The 19239-nt window shown below is 60.6% G+C and carries 13 protein-coding genes; 9 read left to right on the top strand and 4 right to left on the bottom strand.

All coding sequences use genetic code 11. The features are described from left to right. Positions 1-11 precede the first annotated feature (11 nt). Together AC1DM5_RS26735 and cueR are read left to right on the top strand one after the other, a co-directional pair. Positions 12-2561 (top strand): heavy metal translocating P-type ATPase, encoded by a 2550-nt coding sequence (locus tag AC1DM5_RS26735; RefSeq protein WP_477976034.1) that lies wholly within the window; start codon positions 12-14, stop codon positions 2559-2561. Positions 2562-2573: 12 nt separating this feature from the next. Next, positions 2574-2966 carry a Cu(I)-responsive transcriptional regulator gene (cueR, locus tag AC1DM5_RS26730; RefSeq protein ID WP_439017322.1) on the top strand — a complete coding sequence of 131 codons (393 nt, stop codon included), beginning with the start codon at positions 2574-2576 and terminating at the stop codon, positions 2964-2966. A gap of 45 nt (positions 2967-3011) precedes the next feature. Here the strand turns inward: cueR and AC1DM5_RS26725 are convergent, their stop codons facing one another. Beyond that, positions 3012-3320 carry a hypothetical protein gene (locus AC1DM5_RS26725; protein WP_477976032.1) on the bottom strand — a complete coding sequence of 103 codons (309 nt, stop codon included), beginning with the start codon at positions 3318-3320 and terminating at the stop codon, positions 3012-3014. A gap of 270 nt (positions 3321-3590) precedes the next feature. Continuing rightward, complete coding sequence (locus AC1DM5_RS26720; RefSeq protein WP_477976030.1) at positions 3591-3857, bottom strand: helix-turn-helix domain-containing protein; 267 nt, start codon at positions 3855-3857, stop codon at positions 3591-3593. 103 nt (positions 3858-3960) lie between these two features. On the opposite strand from AC1DM5_RS26720, the gene AC1DM5_RS26715 reads away from it, so the two are divergent. Beyond that, on the top strand, positions 3961-4851 hold the full coding sequence (locus AC1DM5_RS26715; protein ID WP_477976028.1) for a LysR family transcriptional regulator: 891 nt from the start codon (positions 3961-3963) through the stop codon (positions 4849-4851). A 97-nt stretch (positions 4852-4948) separates the two neighbouring features. Here AC1DM5_RS26715 and traA read toward each other — a convergent pair whose 3' ends face one another. Further along, entirely contained in the window at positions 4949-8260 is a 3312-nt protein-coding gene (gene traA / locus AC1DM5_RS26710) for a Ti-type conjugative transfer relaxase TraA (RefSeq protein WP_477976026.1), read from the bottom strand. 328 nt (positions 8261-8588) lie between these two features. Beyond that, positions 8589-9059 carry a DUF992 domain-containing protein gene (locus AC1DM5_RS26705; protein ID WP_477976024.1) on the bottom strand — a complete coding sequence of 157 codons (471 nt, stop codon included), beginning with the start codon at positions 9057-9059 and terminating at the stop codon, positions 8589-8591. Between the two features lie 528 nt (positions 9060-9587). On the opposite strand from AC1DM5_RS26705, the gene AC1DM5_RS26700 reads away from it, so the two are divergent. From AC1DM5_RS26700 to AC1DM5_RS26675, 6 genes are all read left to right on the top strand, one after another. Then, a complete protein-coding gene (locus tag AC1DM5_RS26700; RefSeq protein WP_477976022.1) occupies positions 9588-10421 on the top strand; it encodes a formate/nitrite transporter family protein in 834 nt (277 codons plus the stop codon). Positions 10422-10428: 7 nt separating this feature from the next. Then, positions 10429-11574: an HlyD family secretion protein gene (locus AC1DM5_RS26695; RefSeq protein ID WP_477976020.1), complete on the top strand. Its 1146-nt coding sequence runs from the start codon at positions 10429-10431 to the stop codon at positions 11572-11574. Next, entirely contained in the window at positions 11571-13187 is a 1617-nt protein-coding gene (locus tag AC1DM5_RS26690) for an MFS transporter (protein ID WP_477976018.1), read from the top strand. The genes AC1DM5_RS26695 and AC1DM5_RS26690 overlap by 4 nt, the downstream gene beginning before the upstream one ends. Before the next feature lie 340 nt (positions 13188-13527). Further along, a complete protein-coding gene (locus AC1DM5_RS26685) occupies positions 13528-14715 on the top strand; it encodes an efflux RND transporter periplasmic adaptor subunit (RefSeq protein ID WP_477976016.1) in 1188 nt (395 codons plus the stop codon). Between the two features lie 3 nt (positions 14716-14718). Continuing rightward, positions 14719-17829, top strand: coding sequence for an efflux RND transporter permease subunit (locus AC1DM5_RS26680; protein WP_477976014.1), 3111 nt, complete (start codon positions 14719-14721; stop codon positions 17827-17829). 31 nt (positions 17830-17860) lie between these two features. Continuing rightward, entirely contained in the window at positions 17861-19111 is a 1251-nt protein-coding gene (locus AC1DM5_RS26675) for an oxalate decarboxylase family bicupin (protein ID WP_477820425.1), read from the top strand. Positions 19112-19239 lie beyond the last annotated feature (128 nt).

The following is a 19239-nucleotide window of genomic DNA, read 5'->3' as shown; positions in this document are numbered from 1 at the left end:
GGCGCAGTTTTATGGATAACAAGCACGACCATCACCACGACCACGATCATCATGGGCATGGCCACGACCATCACCATCATGCCAACGGTACGCAATGTGGTTGCGGCCACGACAAAAAGGCTGAAGTGGTGGTGCGCGATGCCGTCTGCGGCATGACGGTCGATCCGAACGCCGGAAAACCTTCCCTCGATTATGAAGGTCACACCTATCACTTCTGCAGCGATAGCTGCCGCCAGAAATTCGAGGCGGCACCGCAGGATTATCTGACCGCCAAGGACCCGGTTTGTGGCATGACCGTCAACCGCTCGAACGCGAAACACTTCCTAAAGCACGAGGGCGAAAAATTCTATTTCTGCTCGGCAGGCTGCAAGGCGAAGTTCGAGGCTGATCCCGAATCCTATCGCCATGGCAAAAAGCCAACGGTAGCCGCCATGCCGAAGGGCACGCTCTATACTTGCCCGATGCACCCCGAAATCGTCAGCGACCATCCCGGCGACTGCCCGAAATGCGGCATGGCGCTGGAACCGATGGGCATTCCGCCCGAAGATGAAGGTCCAAATCCGGAACTCGTGGATTTTATCCGGCGTCTGTGGGTCAGTGCTGTTCTTTCAATTCCGCTCCTGATCCTTACCATGGGCCCGATGCTTGGTCTGTCTTGGCCGCGCGAAGCGCTTGGCGAGCCCTTGGCGAGCTATGTCGAACTGTTGCTGGCGACACCCGTCGTCCTCTGGGCAGCCCTTCCCTTCTTCCGCAGGGCATGGGCATCGGTTGTCAATCGCAGCCCCAATATGTGGACGCTGATCGGCCTCGGCGTCGGCACGGCCTATCTCTACAGCGTCGTGGCGACTTTGGCGCCGGACCTCTTCCCACACAGTTTCCGCGGTCATAGCGGCTCCGTCCCCGTTTATTTCGAGGCGGCTGCCGTCATCGTGGCGCTCGTCTTCGTCGGGCAAGTACTGGAATTGAAGGCCCGTGAACGCACCGGCTCTGCAATTCGCGCCTTGCTTGATCTTGCGCCGAAGACTGCGCGCCGTATCGACGCCGACGGAAGTGAGCGCGACGTGCCTGTCGATGAGATCCAGACCGGCGACCGGCTGCGCGTGCGCCCCGGCGAACGTATACCGGTCGATGGCTCCGTCACCGAAGGGCAGTCGACGCTGGATGAATCGATGATCACGGGTGAACCGCTTCCGGTTGAAAAGGCCAAGGGCGACGCACTGACCGGCGGCACGATGAACAAGAACGGCGCATTGATCATGACTGCCGAAAAGGTCGGTGCAGATACCACACTCTCACGCATCGTCGATATGGTGGCCAAGGCGCAGCGTTCGCGCGCGCCGATTCAGGGCGCCGTCGACCGTGTTTCGGCGATCTTCGTTCCGGCCGTCGTTGCCGCCGCCATCGCAGCCTTCCTCGTCTGGTCCTTTGTCGGGCCGGAGCCGCGGCTGGCCAATGGGCTGCTCGCCGCCGTCGCCGTCCTGATCATCGCCTGCCCCTGCGCACTCGGCCTCGCAACGCCGATGTCGATCATGATCGCCACCGGACGCGGCGCGCAGGAAGGCGTCCTGATCAAGGATGCAGAAGCGCTTGAGCGTTTTTCCAAGGTCGACACATTGATCGTCGACAAGACCGGCACGCTGACCGAGGGCAAACCCAAACTGACGGACGTTGTGGCTTTGGGCAGCATTGATGAAAAACATCTGCTGGCGCTTGCCGCGAGCCTGGAACGTGGCTCTGAACATCCGCTTGCAGAAGCCATCGTCTCAGGGGCCGAAGAACGCGGCCTCACCTTTCACGAGGTCACAGGTTTCGAGGCAAAGACCGGTAAGGGCGTAAAGGGCACGGTCGGCAGCGCGTCCGTCGCCCTCGGCAATGCGGCCCTGCTCGCCGATCTCGGCATCGATCCGGCAGCGCTTTTGGACCAGACCGAAGCGCTCCGCGGCGAAGGCAAGACCGTCATGTTCGTCGTCATCGACGGTAGTTTGGCCGGCCTCGTCGCGGTCGCCGACCGCATCAAACCAACCACGGCGGCTGCCATCAAGGCGCTGCATGACAGCGGCCTGAAGATCATCATGGCGACCGGCGACAATGAGCGCACGGCCCGTGCCGTGGCGAAAAGCCTCGGGATCGACGAGGTCCGCGCCGATGTTCTGCCCGAGGACAAGAAGGCGCTCGTTGATGAACTGAGGGCAAGAGGCGTCGTCATTGCCATGGCTGGTGATGGAGTCAATGATGCACCCGCGCTGGCGGCCGCCGATGTCGGCATCGCCATGGGCACCGGCGCCGATGTTGCGATGGAAAGCGCCGGCATTACATTGGTGAAGGGCGATCTCAACGGGATCGTCCGCGCAAGACGGCTGGCTGAGGCGACGATGCGCAACATCCGCCAGAACCTCGGCTTCGCCTTCGGCTACAATGCGCTCGGCATTCCCGTGGCAGCCGGTGTGCTCTATCCGATCTTCGGCCTGTTGCTCTCGCCGATGATTGCAGCGGCCGCCATGAGCCTCTCCTCTGTCTCCGTCATTGGCAATGCACTGAGGCTGAGGGTCGAAAAGCTGTAAAGGTATCAAGCGATGAATATCGGCGAAGCTTCGGAACGGTCCGGTCTGCCTTCAAAGACTATCCGCTATTATGAGGATATCGGCTTGATCCGCCCTGACCGGGGCGGAAACGGCTACCGCGATTATGCGGCCTCGGACGTACACAAGCTGCGCTTTCTGCAGCGTTCGCGCGGCCTCGGCTTTTCAGTCGAGGAGTGCCGTCAACTGCTGGCGCTCTACGAGGACAAGAGCCGCGCAAGCGCCGACGTCAAGGGGATCGCCGAGGCAAAGCTTTCGGAAATCGATCGGAAGATCCGCGAGCTAACGGAGTTGCGACATACGCTCGAGCATCTCGTTCATGCCTGCCACGGCAATGACCGCCCCGACTGCCCGATCCTCAAAGAGCTCTCCGACAGCGCCGCCTAATGACGTCGGTGCCCTTTGGATCCCGGGAATTTCTCGTCCTCGCAATCAGGAAAGCGGCGGTTGGTCCTTGATGGCCGCGTCGGAGGGCCTCTTCTGTTCCTCGGCCTCCTCGTCATGCTCGTCCTCGACGGAGGTGTCGTCCAGCCGGTGCTTAATTGCCAGCGCATAGATGACATCCAGGATATTGCGGTCCTTTAGATGAGGATCGCTGAGCGCCAGCAACGAGGCACGAACGATCTTCTTGCTGGAGGCTTTCGGGCAGCGCTTGCGGACAAAATCATAAAGCGCATTGCCTACAAGTCCATCCATTGCGCCGTCTACGAGAGCCTCGTAGACCCGCTTCTTCTCTTTCATATTCTATGTTCCCCTTGCAAATCAGCGGGGCACATACTCTGTCATGGAACTGTCATAAACAACCGCCGAACGCGATCTGTCGACAATTGATCAGCTGTGCAAACGTGGAAAACGATAATTTTTGTTGCCTATATTGATACGCGACCGATTGCTACGCGGGTTTTCTGATGCTGCCATCTGCAGCGCGCCCCAAAGCTACGCGGCTTCAAAATCGGTCGGTGATCTCGCGTCCAGACTTCCTGGGCGTGGGCGACAGATGCTTATCGAAATTCATGATCGCTTTCGTTTTCTGCCGGATCGAAGCGCCGTCGGCTTTTGCGCACCGGGATCGATTGGGGCGAACAGCGCTGAGACGTCCACCTCCAGGACTCGCGCAAAAGCCTCTAAAGTCGAAACGGTAACGTTCTCCCTCCCTCGCTCCACACGCCCGACGTAAGAGCGATCAATCTCAGACTCCAAAGCAAGGCGTTCCTGCGAAAGCCCCTTGGCTACACGCAGACGTCTGAGATTCCAGCCGATTGTCTCTCGAACACCCATTCCATGAGAAACGCATATCTGGGGCTTGACAATCGACGGACTGATAGTCCCTAATTAAATCGTGATGATTGCTTGAAAGCGTCTTCACGGGAGGGTGTCGGTAATGGAATTACGCCAGCTATCCTACTTCGTCGCGGTGGCCGAAGAGCTGCATTTCGGCAGGGCGGCGGCCAAGGTGCATATCGCCCAGCCGGCTTTGTCGAACCAGGTGATGGCGCTCGAGAAGGAACTCGGCGTGCAGCTGTTCATCCGCACGACACGGCGGGTGGAACTGACAAGGGCAGGGGCGGCCTTCTACGAGCGGTCGATCAGGATCCTCAGTGAGGTGGATCTTTCGACCGAGATCGCCCGGTCGGTTGGCGGCAAGACGACGCGCAGGATTGCGATCGGCACGGTCTATCCCGCCACCATCGGCGTGCTGCCGGCGTTCCTTGCGCGCATTGCCCGCAAATATCCCGATATCCGCCTGCATATCGAAAGCGGCACCACCGATGACATCATCCGCCATCTCGAGGCAGGCCGCATCAATCTCGGCTTCATCAGGCCGGTGGAGAATATCGGCTCCTTACGCTTCTTCTCGATCGCGCATGAACGTTATCTTCTGGCTGTTGCCAGGGACAGTCCGCTGTCGCTGAAGAGCGAGATCGACATCGAGGATCTGCGCTCCGAGAAGATCATCTCGTTTTCCCGCCAGAACCTCTCCTACAGCGAGCGCTATTTCGCGGAAAAGTTCGAGGAGCACGATCTGACCGACAATGTCGCCTACACGTGTGATGACACGTTCTCGCTGGTGTCACTGGTCTCTGCCGGGCTTGGCATCGGCTTCGTGCCGGAATGGACGCAGGATCTGCCGAACCGCGGTTTTGAGTTGAAGAAAGTCAAAGGCGTCGACTTCAAGATCGGTCTCGGCGTCGCGTGGAACAGGGAGGATCCGACCGCCTCACGTGACGACATTATCGATATCGCGCGGTCGTTGGTGCGGCCGGGACGATAAAATATCGGTCAATCGCTATGGTGGTGGTGGTCGAGGTATCAGTTGAGCTGGGCGAGATTGCCATGGATTGGCATTGCGGACTGCATCCATCAATAGGCTATTTCAGGGATAGTCCTTGGCTCTTCGTCTGTCTTATTGCCTCCGCCTGCTTGAGTGCCACGACAGAACGCTCATGCGCAGACACTTGTTGGACGGTCCGCATCGAGGCCCAGGCAGCCTCGATCTCGAGCTTTTGCGCAGTGCTCATTCCGGCGGCAAGGATCTTGAACACTTCGCCGTCAGCATCCTTCGCCGCTATTCCGAGAAAAGTGCGCTCTCCAAACCGCTGAGAAACGGCGCGTGCGAACCCCTCGAGCTCTGCCTTTACGGCTCTGTCGGCCAGCGCATATTCGAGGCCAGCCGGATGATCGTTTCGATTGATCGCATCGCGAACGCGTTCGAGAACAGCCTTGGCATTTTGCGACAGATCTGGGATTTCAACCGACAAGTTCTGGCGTCGAGCGTACTCTGCCATCTCAGCCCTTTGCACGGTCTGAACGCGTATCTTCAGAAAGCGCTCCAGAGAGCGACAAAGAGCGGGAACATTGAGAAGAGCAGTTTCCCGATCACGCTTGTCGCTCTTACCGGCCAATAAGCCTGTCTTGCCACTGAGAGCGCCATATATCTCCGGCGTGTTCGCGATCTTCAATATTGTATTCGCAGCCACCCTTGCATCCTGGACCATCGCGTCGACATTGACCGCCTTGAATGCCGCCTCCGGCTGCGCATAGACGAGACGAAACCGCAACGAGACGTCCTCCCACTCCTTCAGGAGGCCGGGATCGGCGCCGAGCCTGGCCTCTATGGCCTGTGCCATCGACTGAGGGAAGATCGTGACGCCGGATACCATCGGCTTTGCTGTCTTGCCTGCGCTGACAAGGTGAGCCGTCGATGCGGTTCTTGCGACACCGAGCCTTTCGCCGACGGTGGCCAGACGGTTGGCGAGGCTCATGAGCGTCTGCTTCTGCCTGACCATCCATTCCAGCCGATGCGCGACCAGCGTGCGCGCGACCCGAACGAGGTGCAGACCGCGACTTTCGGCAAAATGAAGTGCCTGCCGATAGAATGGGCCGCCCTCGTAGTCGAGCGTCGTTTCCTTGGAATTCCTGCGCGACAGGATTGGTATGAGACCACCCGTCTTTTCGAAGGACCGGCGTCCGTAGTAGACGGCAAGATCCTCGCGATGGCGCGTCATCGCCACATAGGTCAGGTGCCGGTCGAGAGACAGCGAGGCCAGAACCTTGACCTGGTCGACGGTCGCGCCCTGGCTCTTGTGGATCGTCGTGGCATAACCGTGATCGACATGCCCGTAGAAGCGCTGCTCCACGACCACCTGCCGGCTGTCATCGCCCGCACCGATCTGGACGAGGATGCGGCCGGATGCAGCCTCGACCACCTTGCCCAACATGCCGTTCTTGACGCCGAGCGAAGCCTCGTTCTTCAGGAAGACGATCTGGTCACCGGCTGCAAATTGGCGTTTGCCCTCGGTCGTCGCAAAGACGAAGCCCTGTTCCACGATACCGCGCTCGACCAGCCTGGCGCGTGCCTTCTCGTTCAAGGCGCGCACGTCGCGACGCAGATGCGCCAGGATCAGCGAGGTCTTGGCCGGATCGTAATCGTGGTCCCAGTCCGCGATCAGACTGGTGACGGCTTGCGCCTTCAATTGCGAGCCCATGACCTTGCCGTTGGTTCTATAGGCGTCGACGGCCCTACCGACCTTGCCGCGGGCAAGGTCGAGCGAGGCATCGCGCATCCACTGCTCGCGCTGCCTATAGATCGTGTCGAGTTCGGCATAGCCGATGCGGTCGGTGATCGCCCGGAAGGCGGCGCCCGCTTCGATCGGCTGGAGCTGCTCGGGATCGCCGACAAGCACGAGCTTGGCGCCAGCCCTTGTCACGGCTTCAACGAAGAATGCCATCTGTCGAGACGACACCATGCCGGCCTCGTCGAGCACGAAGACCGTCTTGTCATCGAGCGGGTCTCGGCCCCTGCTCCAGCGCTGTTCCCAGGACGACAGGGTGCGAGAGACGATGCCCGCTTCCTTCTCCAGTCCCTCTGCCGCCTTGCCGGCAAGTGCTGCGCCGATAACGCGATAACCTCCCGCCTCCCAAGCCTCGCGGGCCGCCTTCATCATCGTCGTCTTGCCGGCGCCGGCACGGCCGATCACGGTTGCGATCCGCTCGCCGCCGGCGACATGCTCGATCGCCACCTTCTGCTCATCCGAAAGACGCGGATGGCGCAAAAGCGTCGCCTCGAGAACTCTTTGTCTGACACCATGCGATGAGCGCTGCGACAGCCAGATCGCCCGGTTCGCCATCTCGGCTTCGAGGCGGATCATCTCGCGGGTCGTGTACTTCGCCGGCGCGCGAAGGCCAGTCGCAAACTCTGTTCGCTCACCTTCGAGCATCAATATCTGACGACTCTGCAGGATTTGCGCCATCAGGCTTCGGAACACCTTGGCATCATCGATATAGCGATGCAGCACCTTGCCCACATCACGTTCGTCGAAAACGCTCTTCTCGCGGATAACCAGGTCAAGAACGATATCGGGATTGCGACGGATACGACGAGCATTCTCTGCGCGCCGTTCCTCCTGCAATTCCAGCCGGTCGAGCACAACGGCTTGACCGGAATTCGAGGCCTTTTGTACGAGCGCCTTCGTGGCAACGCCAAGATGGGCGGTTGGCGCCAGCTCGATCCCCTGCTTTTCGAAGGAGCGCCCATCGACCCTGACGTCGAGACCAGCAAGCGCCAGATGCCGGTTCTGGCAGGCAAACCAGCCGTCGCGAAAAGCGTTGAACTCGTCAATGCCGCCTGTCCAGCGCTCATAGACGATTTTGCCTGCACCATAGCGGATCGGTTGACCGTCAGGACCGAGCACAGCGACGATCTTGGGGCCGAAACCATCCTCGGTCAGCGGCCGCAGCGTCATCATCAGATGCACATGCGGATTGCCGGGGGCATCGTGATAGACCCAGTCGGCCACCATGCCCTTCGCCGTGACATGGGTCGCCACGAAGTCGCGCATCAGGGCGATATTCTGCTCGGCAGAAAGTTCGATCGGCAGGCCGATTGTGACCTCCTTGGCAAGCTGCGCATTGGCGCGCTTCGAGGAAGACTCCACCTTGTTCCAGAAGGACTCGGATGCGCTGGCGACGGAACGATCGGCAATCATCGACTGCAGCCACTGCGGCGCATCCGAAGGAATGGAAAACTCCTCGTGCAAAAGCCCCTTCTTGCGCGTGTAGTCGATAGTTCGCGCTTCCCGTTCGAATTCCATTCTGGCGCAATGGCAATAGGCCGCCAGCTGCACCGCGCTGCGTCCAGAGCCGCGGGCGACGATTCTGACGGAGAAATGTGATATGGCCACGTAAAAGCCTCTTGCGAACGAAACCTATAGGTTCGTCGAAAGCGGAGACACTCTTACGCCTGAACAAGACGGCGACGGGTATCGCTCTTAGCTCCGCTCCTTCGGAACGGTCGCGATGATGCGCAAAGGTATTGGCTGCGCCAACTCGCATTTCTGCTAGTAGAATTGTGGGGCTTTCATGCGGTCGAAGTCGAAACCGCATGAAAGACATCCGGAGTCCTCGTCTACGATTTGCCAAGCTCCGGCTTAGCTGAGGTCTTGGAAAGGTTTGATCTCGACACAAGCGCTCTGGTGGCTCTTACGCAGTGACAAATCGACCCGATCCCGCTCACTCTGCGAGCTGCAGCTTCAGGGCCGTGACACCGACGGCCAGATTGACGCCGACATCGCCTTCGAGCGAAACCGGCTGCAGCGAGACGGTCTTGCTCGTTCCGCCGACCAGCACATTGGCGCCGCCACCAATGCCGACGCTGGCATCGGCCGTGACACCGGCATAATTGCCCTCTAGGCCGGCAACCGGTTCACGCGTGGCGTTGAAGACGAGCCAGACCATCCGGCCCTTTTCGACGGTACCGACATCAAGGCCGAAATCGGTGATCGTGCCGACATAGTGCTGGCTGGAGTCGCCGGAAGCGCTCGGCGTGTAGGTGCAGTCTACATCCTGTTTGGAGCCGACGATAACACCGATGCCCTTGGAAACGTCGCAATCCAGCTTGCCGACATCGGCCTGGGCGGCGTTTGCAACGACAGGGGCGGCCAGCATGCCGGCTGCGAGGAGAGAAAGAACACTGGTTTTCATGATGGATCCTGTTGGAAGTTGAAGGTTACTATCGGCAGCGCAGTTCATGGGAGCTGACAGCGGATGCTGCCTGACATCGTCGACGAGGGCTCGCCGATCGATGAAAAGAATAGGGGTGCGGCCGGACCGGATGAAATCGCGCGCTGGTCTAGGCGGGCCAATACGTAAGTTTAGTTCCGCCCGCTTCGAGATGGGCGTATCTTCCTTCCCATCGCCTGAAGCCTCCTCCTGACAGGCGATAGAAATCTCGGTTAGGGCTTCCCGGTGTCCCTCCCCTCCGCCCGAAGCCACGGATTGCCCGAGGATCCGCAAATGGCCGCCTTCCGTATCCGGAGGCGGCCTCTTTTTTTCAGCATTGCGCGATTTTCCGTCGCGACCGAAGCAGCATGCGAGCATGACAACACATGTCCGGGCCTGCCCGGAGGCAGCCTAGACGTAGGTATGATTCAGCAATGCGGCTTGCGCGACTAACTTCTCGAGCGTCCGGGACGAAGCCCGGTTCGATCATCAGAGAGACGAGGTACTGTCATGTATCAGGATTCGATTGATCACTTTGCCCAGTCCGGCGAAGAGAAAGCCGAAGAGGTCCGTAGCCACCTTCCTGCCTTCCTGATCGGGGCGGCCATGGCCGGCGCCTATATCGGTTTCGGCGATATCATTATGTTTACCGCCGGCGCTCATGCCGATCCGGCGTGGGCGCATCTCGTCATGGGGGTGGTCTTCTCCTCTGCCCTGACAATCGTCGTCTTTGCCGGCAGCGAGCTCTTCACAGGAACGGCGATGTATATGCCGCTTGCCGTGTTGACGCGGCGCAGCCGTGTTGCCGATATGCTGCTTGTCTGGGTCGCGGCCTGGATCGGCAACCTGATCGGTGCCGTGGTGCTCGCGGGCCTCTTCCATCTGGCCGGCGGCGGTGTGCTTCTCGGCGACGGAAGCCAGGCGTTCTTTTCGATTGTCGCGGCCAAGATGTCGGCGGGATCGCTGGAGCTTCTTGCCCGCGGTATTCTCTGCAACTGGCTTGTTTGCCTCGCCATCTGGATGGCTGGACGCACGGAAAATGCCGCTGCCAAGGTCATGCTGATCTTCTGGCCGATCACCATCTTCGTGGCCGCCGGCTACGAACACAGCGTCGCCAACATGTTCACCTTCTCGATGGCGCTGATGGGCGAGCATCCCGCAAACATCACGCTTGCCGCCGCCATCCATAATCTCGTCTGGGTCACGCTCGGCAACCTCATCGGCGGCGCGGTTTTCATGGCGCTTGGCTACTGGCTGCAGGTCCATGGCACCGGCCACGTCTCCTTCGTCCCGGCCCCGGTTCGCGTCCGCGCAAAGATTTCCGCTGACCGCAGCAAGAAGTGAGGCGCGCGTGGCCAAGCAGATCACCATCACCAGCCTCAGCCCGTCCGAGCCCGTGCGCTCGCCGCCGCCGGAAGCTCCCGCGGCGGCGGCGCCCTCCCCGGGAGCCGTGGTGTCGTTGAGACGGCTTGCCATTCCCCTTCTCGCCATCACGCTCGTGGGCGCCGGAGTGGCCATCGTGACCGTCGACTGGAACCGTTGGGTGGCGGGCGCATCGCATCAATCAACGGACGATGCTGTGGTCAGCGCCGATGTCTCGACGCTGAGCGCCCAGATCAGCGGCATCGTCCAGAGCACCCCCGTCACCGACTATCAGGCGGTGACGAAGGGCCAGCTGCTCGCCGAAATCGATCCGCGGGAATATGATGCGGCGGTCGCCGTCTCGAAGGCCAATCTTGAAGCTGCAAATGCGTCGCTTGCCAATCTCGCGAACCAGGTCGAATTGCAAAAGGCCGTCGTGCAGGTGGCTGAAGCGCAGAACGCATCGGCCCTGGCACAGCAGACCCAGACCGAACAGGAGTTCCACCGCCAGACCAGCCTTGGCGGCGCAACCTCGCAACAGTTGCTGCAGCAGGCGCAGACCGCCTATCTGCAGGCTGAGGCTTCGGTCAAATCGACGGCAGCCTCGATCGAGCAGCAAAAGGCCCAGTTGAACGTTCTGAACGGGCAGTCTCCGCTGCTGCAGGCGCAGGTGAATGCCGCCCAGGCATCGCTCGATACCGCCCTGATCCACCAGGGCTATGCCCGCATCTACGCGCCTTTCGATGGCGTCATCGGCCGCAGGCTCGTCCATGAAGGCGATTTCGTCGCGGCCGGCACCAGCCTCGTGTCGGAAGTTCCGCTTCCGAGCGTCTATATTACCGCGAATTTCAAGGAGACACAGCTTTCCCGGATCACGCCGGGCCGATCTGCGGACATTACCATCGACACTTTCCCCGGCCAGTCGCTGCATGCCAAGGTCATCGGCCTGTCTCCGGCAAGCGGCTCGATCTTCGCGCTGCTGCCGCCCGACAATGCGACCGGAAACTATACCAAAGTCGTCCAGCGCATCCCGGTCAAGATCGTCTTTGATCCAGGCCAGCCGCTGGTTGATCGGCTGAAGCCCGGAATGTCGGCCGTCGTCAGGGTGGATACCAAGCCGGACCTGGACCAATGAGCGCGGCTCCGCGCGCCTTTGGTCCGCTGACCAGCGGCACGACGACCAGCCATCCGTTTCTCATCGTCGCAGCCCTGTTGCTCGCCTCCTTCGTAGTCGGCTTCGATACGCGCGTCTTTGCCGTCGGCCTGCCCGATATCCGTGGCGCCTATTCGCTTGGCTTCGACGAAGCCTCATGGCTCAGCACCGTCGCCAACGCACCGCAGATCCTTGTTTCATCGGCGGTCGCCTGGATCGTCACCGTTTTCGGTGTGCGCCGGGTGATGATCCCGACGACATTGGTCTATGCCTGCATTTCGCTCATTATTCCCATGGTCCATGACGGCGGCGCACTCTTTGCGCTGCATGCGGCGCGAGCCCTTCTGCTCGGCGTCTTCATTCCGGCCACCATCATGGTGATCTTCCGCAATCTTGACATGAAGTACTGGCTCATCGGCCTTTCGATCTACGCGCTTCGCGTTCCGTTATCGCAGAATCTCGGCTTCGTGCTCGTCGGCATCTATGATGATTATCTCGGCTGGCAGTGGGCCTATTGGCAGGATGTGATCGTCACGCCGATCATCGCCCTTCTCCTCATCATCGGTGCTCCCAAAGAAGAGATCAATTCGAGCCTACTCAAGGATGCCGACTGGGGCGGCATGATGCTGCTCGGATGCTCGATGACGATGATTTATGTCGGTCTCGATCAGGGTAACAGGCTGGACTGGTTCAATTCCGGCATCGTCACCTCGCTGCTGGCAGGCGGCACGATTCTCTTCATCGGCTTCCTCATCAATGAGAGTGTCGTCGCCAATCCCTGGGCGCATGCGAGCGTGATCCTGTCGCGCAATATCGGCATCGGCTATGCGATCATCATCGCCTTTACCTTTGCGAGTTCCGGCGCCTCGATTTCCATTCCGGGCTTCCTGCAGACGGTCGTCGGATTGCGGCCGATCGCCATATCTGAACTCTATATCTTCGGCGCGGTCATCCCGGTCTTTCTGTTCATCGCATTTGCGATCTTCCTGCTGCGCCGGATCGATGCGCGCCTTTGCATCATGATGGGACTAGCGGCGATGGCGCTCGGCTCTCTCTGGGGATCGAACCTCTCCGTTACATGGGCGCCGTTTAACTTCCTGCCGGCCGTGCTCCTCCATACGGCGGGGCAATCCTTCGCCTTCTTCGCGACGGTCGTCTACCTGATCGCAAATTCCGACCCGAAACGCTCGACGGCGGTATCCGCCTATATCCAGGTGATCCGGCTCGGTAGCGTCGAACTGGCCCTGAGCCTCTTGAACACCTGGTTCCGACAACGCGAGCAGTACCATTCCAATATCCTGACGGGGCCGATCTCGGGATCGTCGAGCAATCTTCACGGCGTAGTGGCAAAGCTGGAGACGCTGTTTGGGACAAGCCATCGCGGGAGTCTTGAAGCCCTCTCAGCGGTTGCGGCGGATATCCATGCGCAGGCAAACGTACTTGCCTATGCCGATATCTTCGTCCTGTCCTTCTGTTCTGCGATCGCCGGCCTTGCGCTTGTGGCCTGCATGGGCGCCATGCCCTTCGGACCGCTGCATCCCGATTTCCGCAAGAATCCGCCCGCGGCCGCCGTGAATCCGGCCACAGCCGGCTGACCGGGCGACGCTCGATGTTCCTTCGAATAGGTGCAGTGAGCCGGTGCGAATGCTTTTCGCGCCGGTCCTTCTGCGTGCCGCCGCCACATGGATGCGGGAGCGTATACCTATGGGGAACGGTAACTAGACCTGCGTATAGATGCGCCAATGCTCGCCCGGACGTAGCCTTCTCGCATCGAATTGATCCAGCAGGACACAGAAGCGCCGGTGGGGCCGCAGATAATCGGTAGCCTGACACCTGGCCTGGGTACCAGCCCTTCAATTCAGGAAACAGATTAAGAGGCCGCCCATGCCGGTGGCCGTTGCAGCGTCGTTCGACCTTTAACCCATGGAGCCGGCCGTGACATCCATCCGCATCGTGACTGAACCCCGTCGTCGCCGGAAACCGGCGATCCTCGCTGCCATCGCCATTCTCGCCGTTGCGGGCGGATCGGCCGCAGCCTTCTGGTTTGCAGGGACGGAGCCGACCATTGCGGCCCCGGAGCCTGGCGCGCCGGCTGTGCCGGTCGAGGTCGCCACACCTACCGTTACCAACGTACCTGTCTATCTTGACGGTCTCGGCACAGTGCAGGCGAACTATACGGTCAACATCACGACGCGTGTCGACGGAGAGCTCCAGAGCGTGATGTTTGTCGAGGGACAGGCCGTCAAGAAGGGCGACGTGCTCGCCGTCATCGACCCTCGCCCTTTCCAGGCGGCCGACGATCAGGCTGCCGCAAAGATCAAGCAGGACCAGGCCGATCTCGCCAACGCCCAATATCTGCTCGGCAAGGACCAGAAATTGGGCCAGCAGCAGATCGTCACGCAGGAAACCGTTGAACAGCAGCAAAGCATGGTGGCAAGTGCACAGGCACAACTTGTGCAGGATCAGGCTGCCAAGGAGGCCGCTGACATCTCGCTCTCCTACACGCAAATCCGCTCACCAATCGACGGCCGCACAGGTATCCGCAAAATCGACGCCGGCAACGAGGTCCACACGACCGATACGACCCCGATCGTCACCATCACCCAGACACAGCCAATCACGGTTGTCTCCACACTGCGTGAGGACGATCTCGACGCAGTGCGCAACGCGCTGAAGGCCGGCCCGGTCGAAGTGACGGCGATGTCGATGGACCAGTCGCAGCAGCTTGCGTCAGGCACGCTTTCGCTCATCGACAACGAAATCGATCAGGCAAGCGGCACGATCCGCATCAAATCGATTTTTGAGAACAAGGACGATGCGCTGTGGCCTGGTCAATTCGTGACGCTGAGGGTCAAGCAGCAGACGCTCCAAAAGGCCGTGACCATTCCCTCCGCAGCGCTTGAGCGCGGAGAAGACGGCTTCTTCGTCTACATCATCGATGCTGCCGGCACGGCTTCCGTGCGCAAGGTCACACCCGGCCCGATCGAGAGCGGCCACGCCGTCATCGAAAAGGGCCTTACCGGCAATGAACAGGTCGTTACATCGGGCCAGTATCGCCTGGATGTCGGCACCCATGTTACGGTTCAACAGGCGGCCGCTTCCCCAGCCGCCAGCAAGGAATAGGCCATGTCCATCTCCTCCTGGTTTATCGAGCGGCCGATCGCCGCCTCGCTAATGATGGCAGGCCTCTTCGGCATCGGTATCGTCGCTTACCCTCTCCTGCCGGTGGCACCCCTGCCGCAGGTCGATTTTCCGACGATCCAGGTCTCGACACAGCTCCCCGGCGCCGATCCGAAGACGATGGCATCGGCGGTAACCCAGCCGCTGGAGCGGCAGTTCGGGCAGATCCCCGGCGTCACCCAGATGACCTCGACGAGTACGCTCGGCTCGAGCGCGATCACTCTGCAATTCGATCTGTCGCGGGACGTTGATAGCGCCGCCCAGGACGTGCAGACCGCAATCAACGCAGCCGGAGGTCAATTGCCGACGGACCTGCCTTCGCCGCCAACCTATCGCAAGGTCAATCCCGCCGATCCGCCGGTCATGGTTCTTGCGCTCACTTCGGATACGCTGCCGCTGACGCAAGTCGACGATTTTGCCGAAAGCGTGCTCGCCCAGCATGTCAGCCAGATCGACGGCGTTTCGCAGGTTCTGATCTTCGGACAGCAGAAGCCAGCCGTACGCCTGCAGATCGATCCCGGCAAGATCGCCGAGATGGGACTTTCGCTTGAGGATATCCGCAGCGCCGTGACATCCATCACCAGCAACTCACCGAAAGGCAGTGTGCAGGGTGGAGAGCATACCTACACGATCTATGACAATGACCAACTCCTGAAGGCCGCCCCCTGGAACGATTCGATCGTCGCTTATCGCGACGGCGCTCCGGTCCACATCAGCGATATCGGCCAGGCGATCGACGGACCGGAGAACGATCAGCTGGCGGCCTGGGCTGATGGCAAGCGGGCGATCCTCCTGCCGATCTTCAAGCTCCCGGGCGCCAACATCATCGATACGGTCGGTGCGATCCGCGCTGCCCTGCCGCAGCTGCAAGCGATCGCACCGGCCGCCCTCCACCTCTCCATCCTCAGCGACCGGACGACCACGATCCGCGCCTCGGTGGCGGATGTCGAAACGACGCTTGTCATTACCATAGCCCTTGTGGTCATGGTGATCTTCGTCTTCCTGCGCAATGTCTGGGTGACGGTGATCCCGAGTGTCACCGTGCCGCTGGCGCTCCTGGCCACATTGGCGCTGATGTATGTCGCTGGCTTCAGCCTCGATAATCTCTCGCTGATGGGCTTGAGTATCGCCGTCGGTTTCGTCGTCGACGATGCGATCGTGATGGTCGAGAACATCCATCGCCATATGGAGATGGACAAAACGCCGAAACAAGCGGCAATCGACGGCGCGCGCGAAATCGGCTTCACCATCATTTCGATCAGTATCTCGCTCGTCGCCGTCTTCATTCCGCTGCTCCTGATGGGCGGCATTGTCGGCCGGCTATTCCGGGAGTTCGCAATCACAGTGACGATGACGATCGTCGTCTCGGCAATCGTCTCGCTGACCATCACACCGATGATGAGCTCACGCTTCCTGAAGCCGGAAAAAGACGCCAACCATGGCAGGCTTTATGCAATGAGCGAGAAGGCGTTCGACGGGCTTCTTGCCGCCTACCGCTACACGCTCGATATCGCGCTGCGCCATCACCGGCTGACCATGACAGTCTTCATCGCTTCGCTTGCGGCAACCGGCTTCCTGTTCGTCAATATTCCCAAGGGCTTCTTCCCAATCCAGGACACCGGCCTGATCACCGGTACACTCGAAGCCGCGCAGGATATTTCCTTCGCTGAAATGTCGCGCCACCAGCTCGAGGCAGGCAATATCGTTGCCAGCGATCCCGGGGTTGCGACCGTCGGCATGGCCGTCGGCAGCGGAGCGGGCCAGACCGTCAATAACGGCCGCATGTTCATCACGCTGAAGCCTGAAGACCAGCGCGATGCCTCGGCAAGCGAAATCATCAACCGGCTTCGTCCGAAACTCGCGCAGATGCAGGGTGCAGAACTCTTCCTGCAGCCGGCGCAGGATATCAATGTCGGCGGACGCGCCTCGGCTACGCAGTTCCAATATACGCTGCAGGACGGCAATGCCGACGAGTTGGACGACTGGGCAGCCAAGCTGCTCGCCACATTCAAGACGCTGCCGGAGCTGACCGATGTCGCCACCGACCAGCAGAATAGCGGCGCTACCGTGACGCTTACGATCGACCGTGACCAGGCATCGCGCTTCGGCATTGCGCCGCAAATGATCGACGATACGCTTAACGATGCTTTCGGCCAGCGCCAGGTCACCCAGTATTTCACCGACCTGAACAGCTACCATGTGGTTCTCGAGCTTGCGCCACAGTTCCAGAATTCACCGCTGGCGATCAACGGTCTCTATATCAAATCGCCGCTGACCGGCGAGCAGGTTCCCTTGAGCGAGCTCGTCAAGCAGACGACGGAGCCGACGGCCGTGCTCGCCGTCAACCACCAGAGCCAGTTTCCGGCCGTTACACTCTCCTTCAACCTTGCAAAGGGGACCGCGCTCAGCCAGGCGGTTGCCGCGATCAGCAAGGCTGAGGCCGATCTCGGCAAGCCGGCAACCGTCATCGGCACGTTCCAGGGCAATGCTCAGGCCTATCAGAGCTCGCTCTCAAGCGAACCGCTGCTGGTGCTTGCAGCGATTGCCGTGATCTATCTGATCCTCGGCGTACTCTACGAGAGCTATTTCCACCCGCTGACGATCCTGTCGACGCTCCCCTCCGCGGGCCTCGGTGCTCTCGCCATGCTCTGGGCCTTCGGCTTCGACTTTACCGTGATCGCGCTGATCGGCGTGATCCTGCTGATCGGCATCGTCAAGAAGAACGGCATCATGATCGTCGACTTCGCCATCGCCGCCCAGCGCGAGCAGGGACTGTCGCCAGAAGACGCAATCCGCCAGGCCTGTCTCCTGCGCTTCCGCCCGATCATCATGACGACAGCGGCGGCACTTCTTGCCGGCCTGCCGCTGATGCTCGGCCACGGCACCGGCTCGGAGCTGCGCCAGCCACTCGGCTACGCCATGGTCGGCGGTCTGCTCATCAGCCAGGTGATGACGCTCTACACCACCCCGGTCGTCTACCTCTACCTGGAAAAGCTGAGCGAATTCGTCAGCCGAAAACGGCCCGCCATCGCCCGCGAAGATGCCCCGGCGGAATAACCCTCCCAATCGACACGAAAGGAGTAAAACCATGGAACCTCTTTCTAGACGCACGGTCCTTGCCCTCGGAGCGATGGGCGGAACGGCACTTGCGGCGGGTGCGGCGCACGCAGCGAGTTTCGGCAATCCCGACCAGCCGGCCGAGGGTGCGATCAACGCCAATCCAGCCGGCCTTTCCGATCCCGGCCCGAAGAACCCAGCCATCAACGACCAGTTTCCTTCGTTCGGCAGTCCGCCGGCAACCGATGTTGGCGACATGCAGCTCTTCTGGGGATCGTTCAACAATGCACCCAAGCGCATCCAGAACGGCGGATGGGCGCGGCAGGTGACGAAGGCCGATTTTGCTATTTCCGAAGCGGTCTCCGGCGTCAACATGCGACTTGGCCCCGGCGGCATCCGCGAGATGCACTGGCACCGGGCCTCCGAATGGGCGATCATGACCAATGGCAGCTGCCGGGTGACCGTGCTTGATCCGCAGGGCCGCGCCTATGTGCAAGACGTCGAGGCTGGCGATCTCTGGTATTTTCCAGCCGGTTTCCCGCATTCGCTGCAGGGCCTCGGGCCCGAGGGCTGCGAATTCGTCCTCGTCTTCGACGAGGGCGACCAATCCGAATACGGCACGTTGCTCCTGACCGACTGGCTGGCGCATACATCGCCGGAGCTGCTTGCCAAGAACTTCGGCGTGCCGCAGGACACTTTCAAGAACATCCCATTGCAGGATCTCTGGATCTTCCAGGGCAAGGAGCCGGGTCCGCTTTCGGCCGACCAGGAAGCTGTCGCTTCTGCGGGCCTGCCGCCCTACCCTTTCACCTACCGGCTGACGGCATCGGCACCGCTGAAGCAGAATGCGTCGGGCACGATCCAGCTTGCCGACAGCAGCATCTTCAAGGTCTCCAAGACGATCGCTGCAGCGATCGAGACGATCAAGCCGGGTGGCGTGCGTGAAATGCACTGGCATCCGAATGCCGACGAATGGCAGTACTGGATCAAGGGCGAAGGCCGCATGACGGTGTTCGATGCCGGCCCGCGCAGCCAGACCGCCGATTTCCGACCCGGCGATATTGGTTATGTCAAACGCAGCCAGGGCCATATCATCGAAAACACCGGCAAGACCGATCTGCAATTCGTCGCCGTCTTCAAGGTCGCCGAATATCAGGAAGTCGGGCTCTCCTCGTGGCTCACGCATACGCCGGCCGCCCTCGTTGCCCAACATCTCAATGTCAGCGTCCAGGACATTGCGAAATTCCCTTCCGACCAGCCGGGGATCATGCCCGAGGGCTGACCACGGTATCATGCCCAAGGGTTGATCCTTTGTAGTAAGGCTGCGAGACACCACCTCCGCCGTGGCAAATGGCGGAGGTTTTTGGCGTTGCCCGAAAACCAGCACTTCCTTTCCGGCCGATATAAAAA

The organism is Rhizobium sp. 01T437 (genome assembly GCF_056398505.1).
The sequence above is the reverse complement of the archived record's forward strand: the minus strand, read 5'-3'. Positions and strand labels throughout refer to the sequence as shown.

Excerpts from the sequence above, each read along its gene's own strand:
- AC1DM5_RS26735 (WP_477976034.1), top strand. The coding sequence starts at position 12 with ATGGATAACAAGCACGACCATCACCACGACCACGATCATCATGGGCAT.
- cueR (WP_439017322.1), top strand. The coding sequence starts at position 2,574 with ATGAATATCGGCGAAGCTTCGGAACGGTCCGGTCTGCCTTCAAAGACT.
- AC1DM5_RS26725 (WP_477976032.1), bottom strand. The coding sequence starts at position 3,320 with ATGAAAGAGAAGAAGCGGGTCTACGAGGCTCTCGTAGACGGCGCAATG.
- AC1DM5_RS26720 (WP_477976030.1), bottom strand. The coding sequence starts at position 3,857 with ATGGGTGTTCGAGAGACAATCGGCTGGAATCTCAGACGTCTGCGTGTA.
- AC1DM5_RS26715 (WP_477976028.1), top strand. The coding sequence starts at position 3,961 with ATGGAATTACGCCAGCTATCCTACTTCGTCGCGGTGGCCGAAGAGCTG.
- AC1DM5_RS26705 (WP_477976024.1), bottom strand. The coding sequence starts at position 9,059 with ATGAAAACCAGTGTTCTTTCTCTCCTCGCAGCCGGCATGCTGGCCGCC.
- AC1DM5_RS26700 (WP_477976022.1), top strand. The coding sequence starts at position 9,588 with ATGTATCAGGATTCGATTGATCACTTTGCCCAGTCCGGCGAAGAGAAA.
- AC1DM5_RS26690 (WP_477976018.1), top strand. The coding sequence starts at position 11,571 with ATGAGCGCGGCTCCGCGCGCCTTTGGTCCGCTGACCAGCGGCACGACG.
- AC1DM5_RS26680 (WP_477976014.1), top strand. The coding sequence starts at position 14,719 with ATGTCCATCTCCTCCTGGTTTATCGAGCGGCCGATCGCCGCCTCGCTA.
- AC1DM5_RS26675 (WP_477820425.1), top strand. The coding sequence starts at position 17,861 with ATGGAACCTCTTTCTAGACGCACGGTCCTTGCCCTCGGAGCGATGGGC.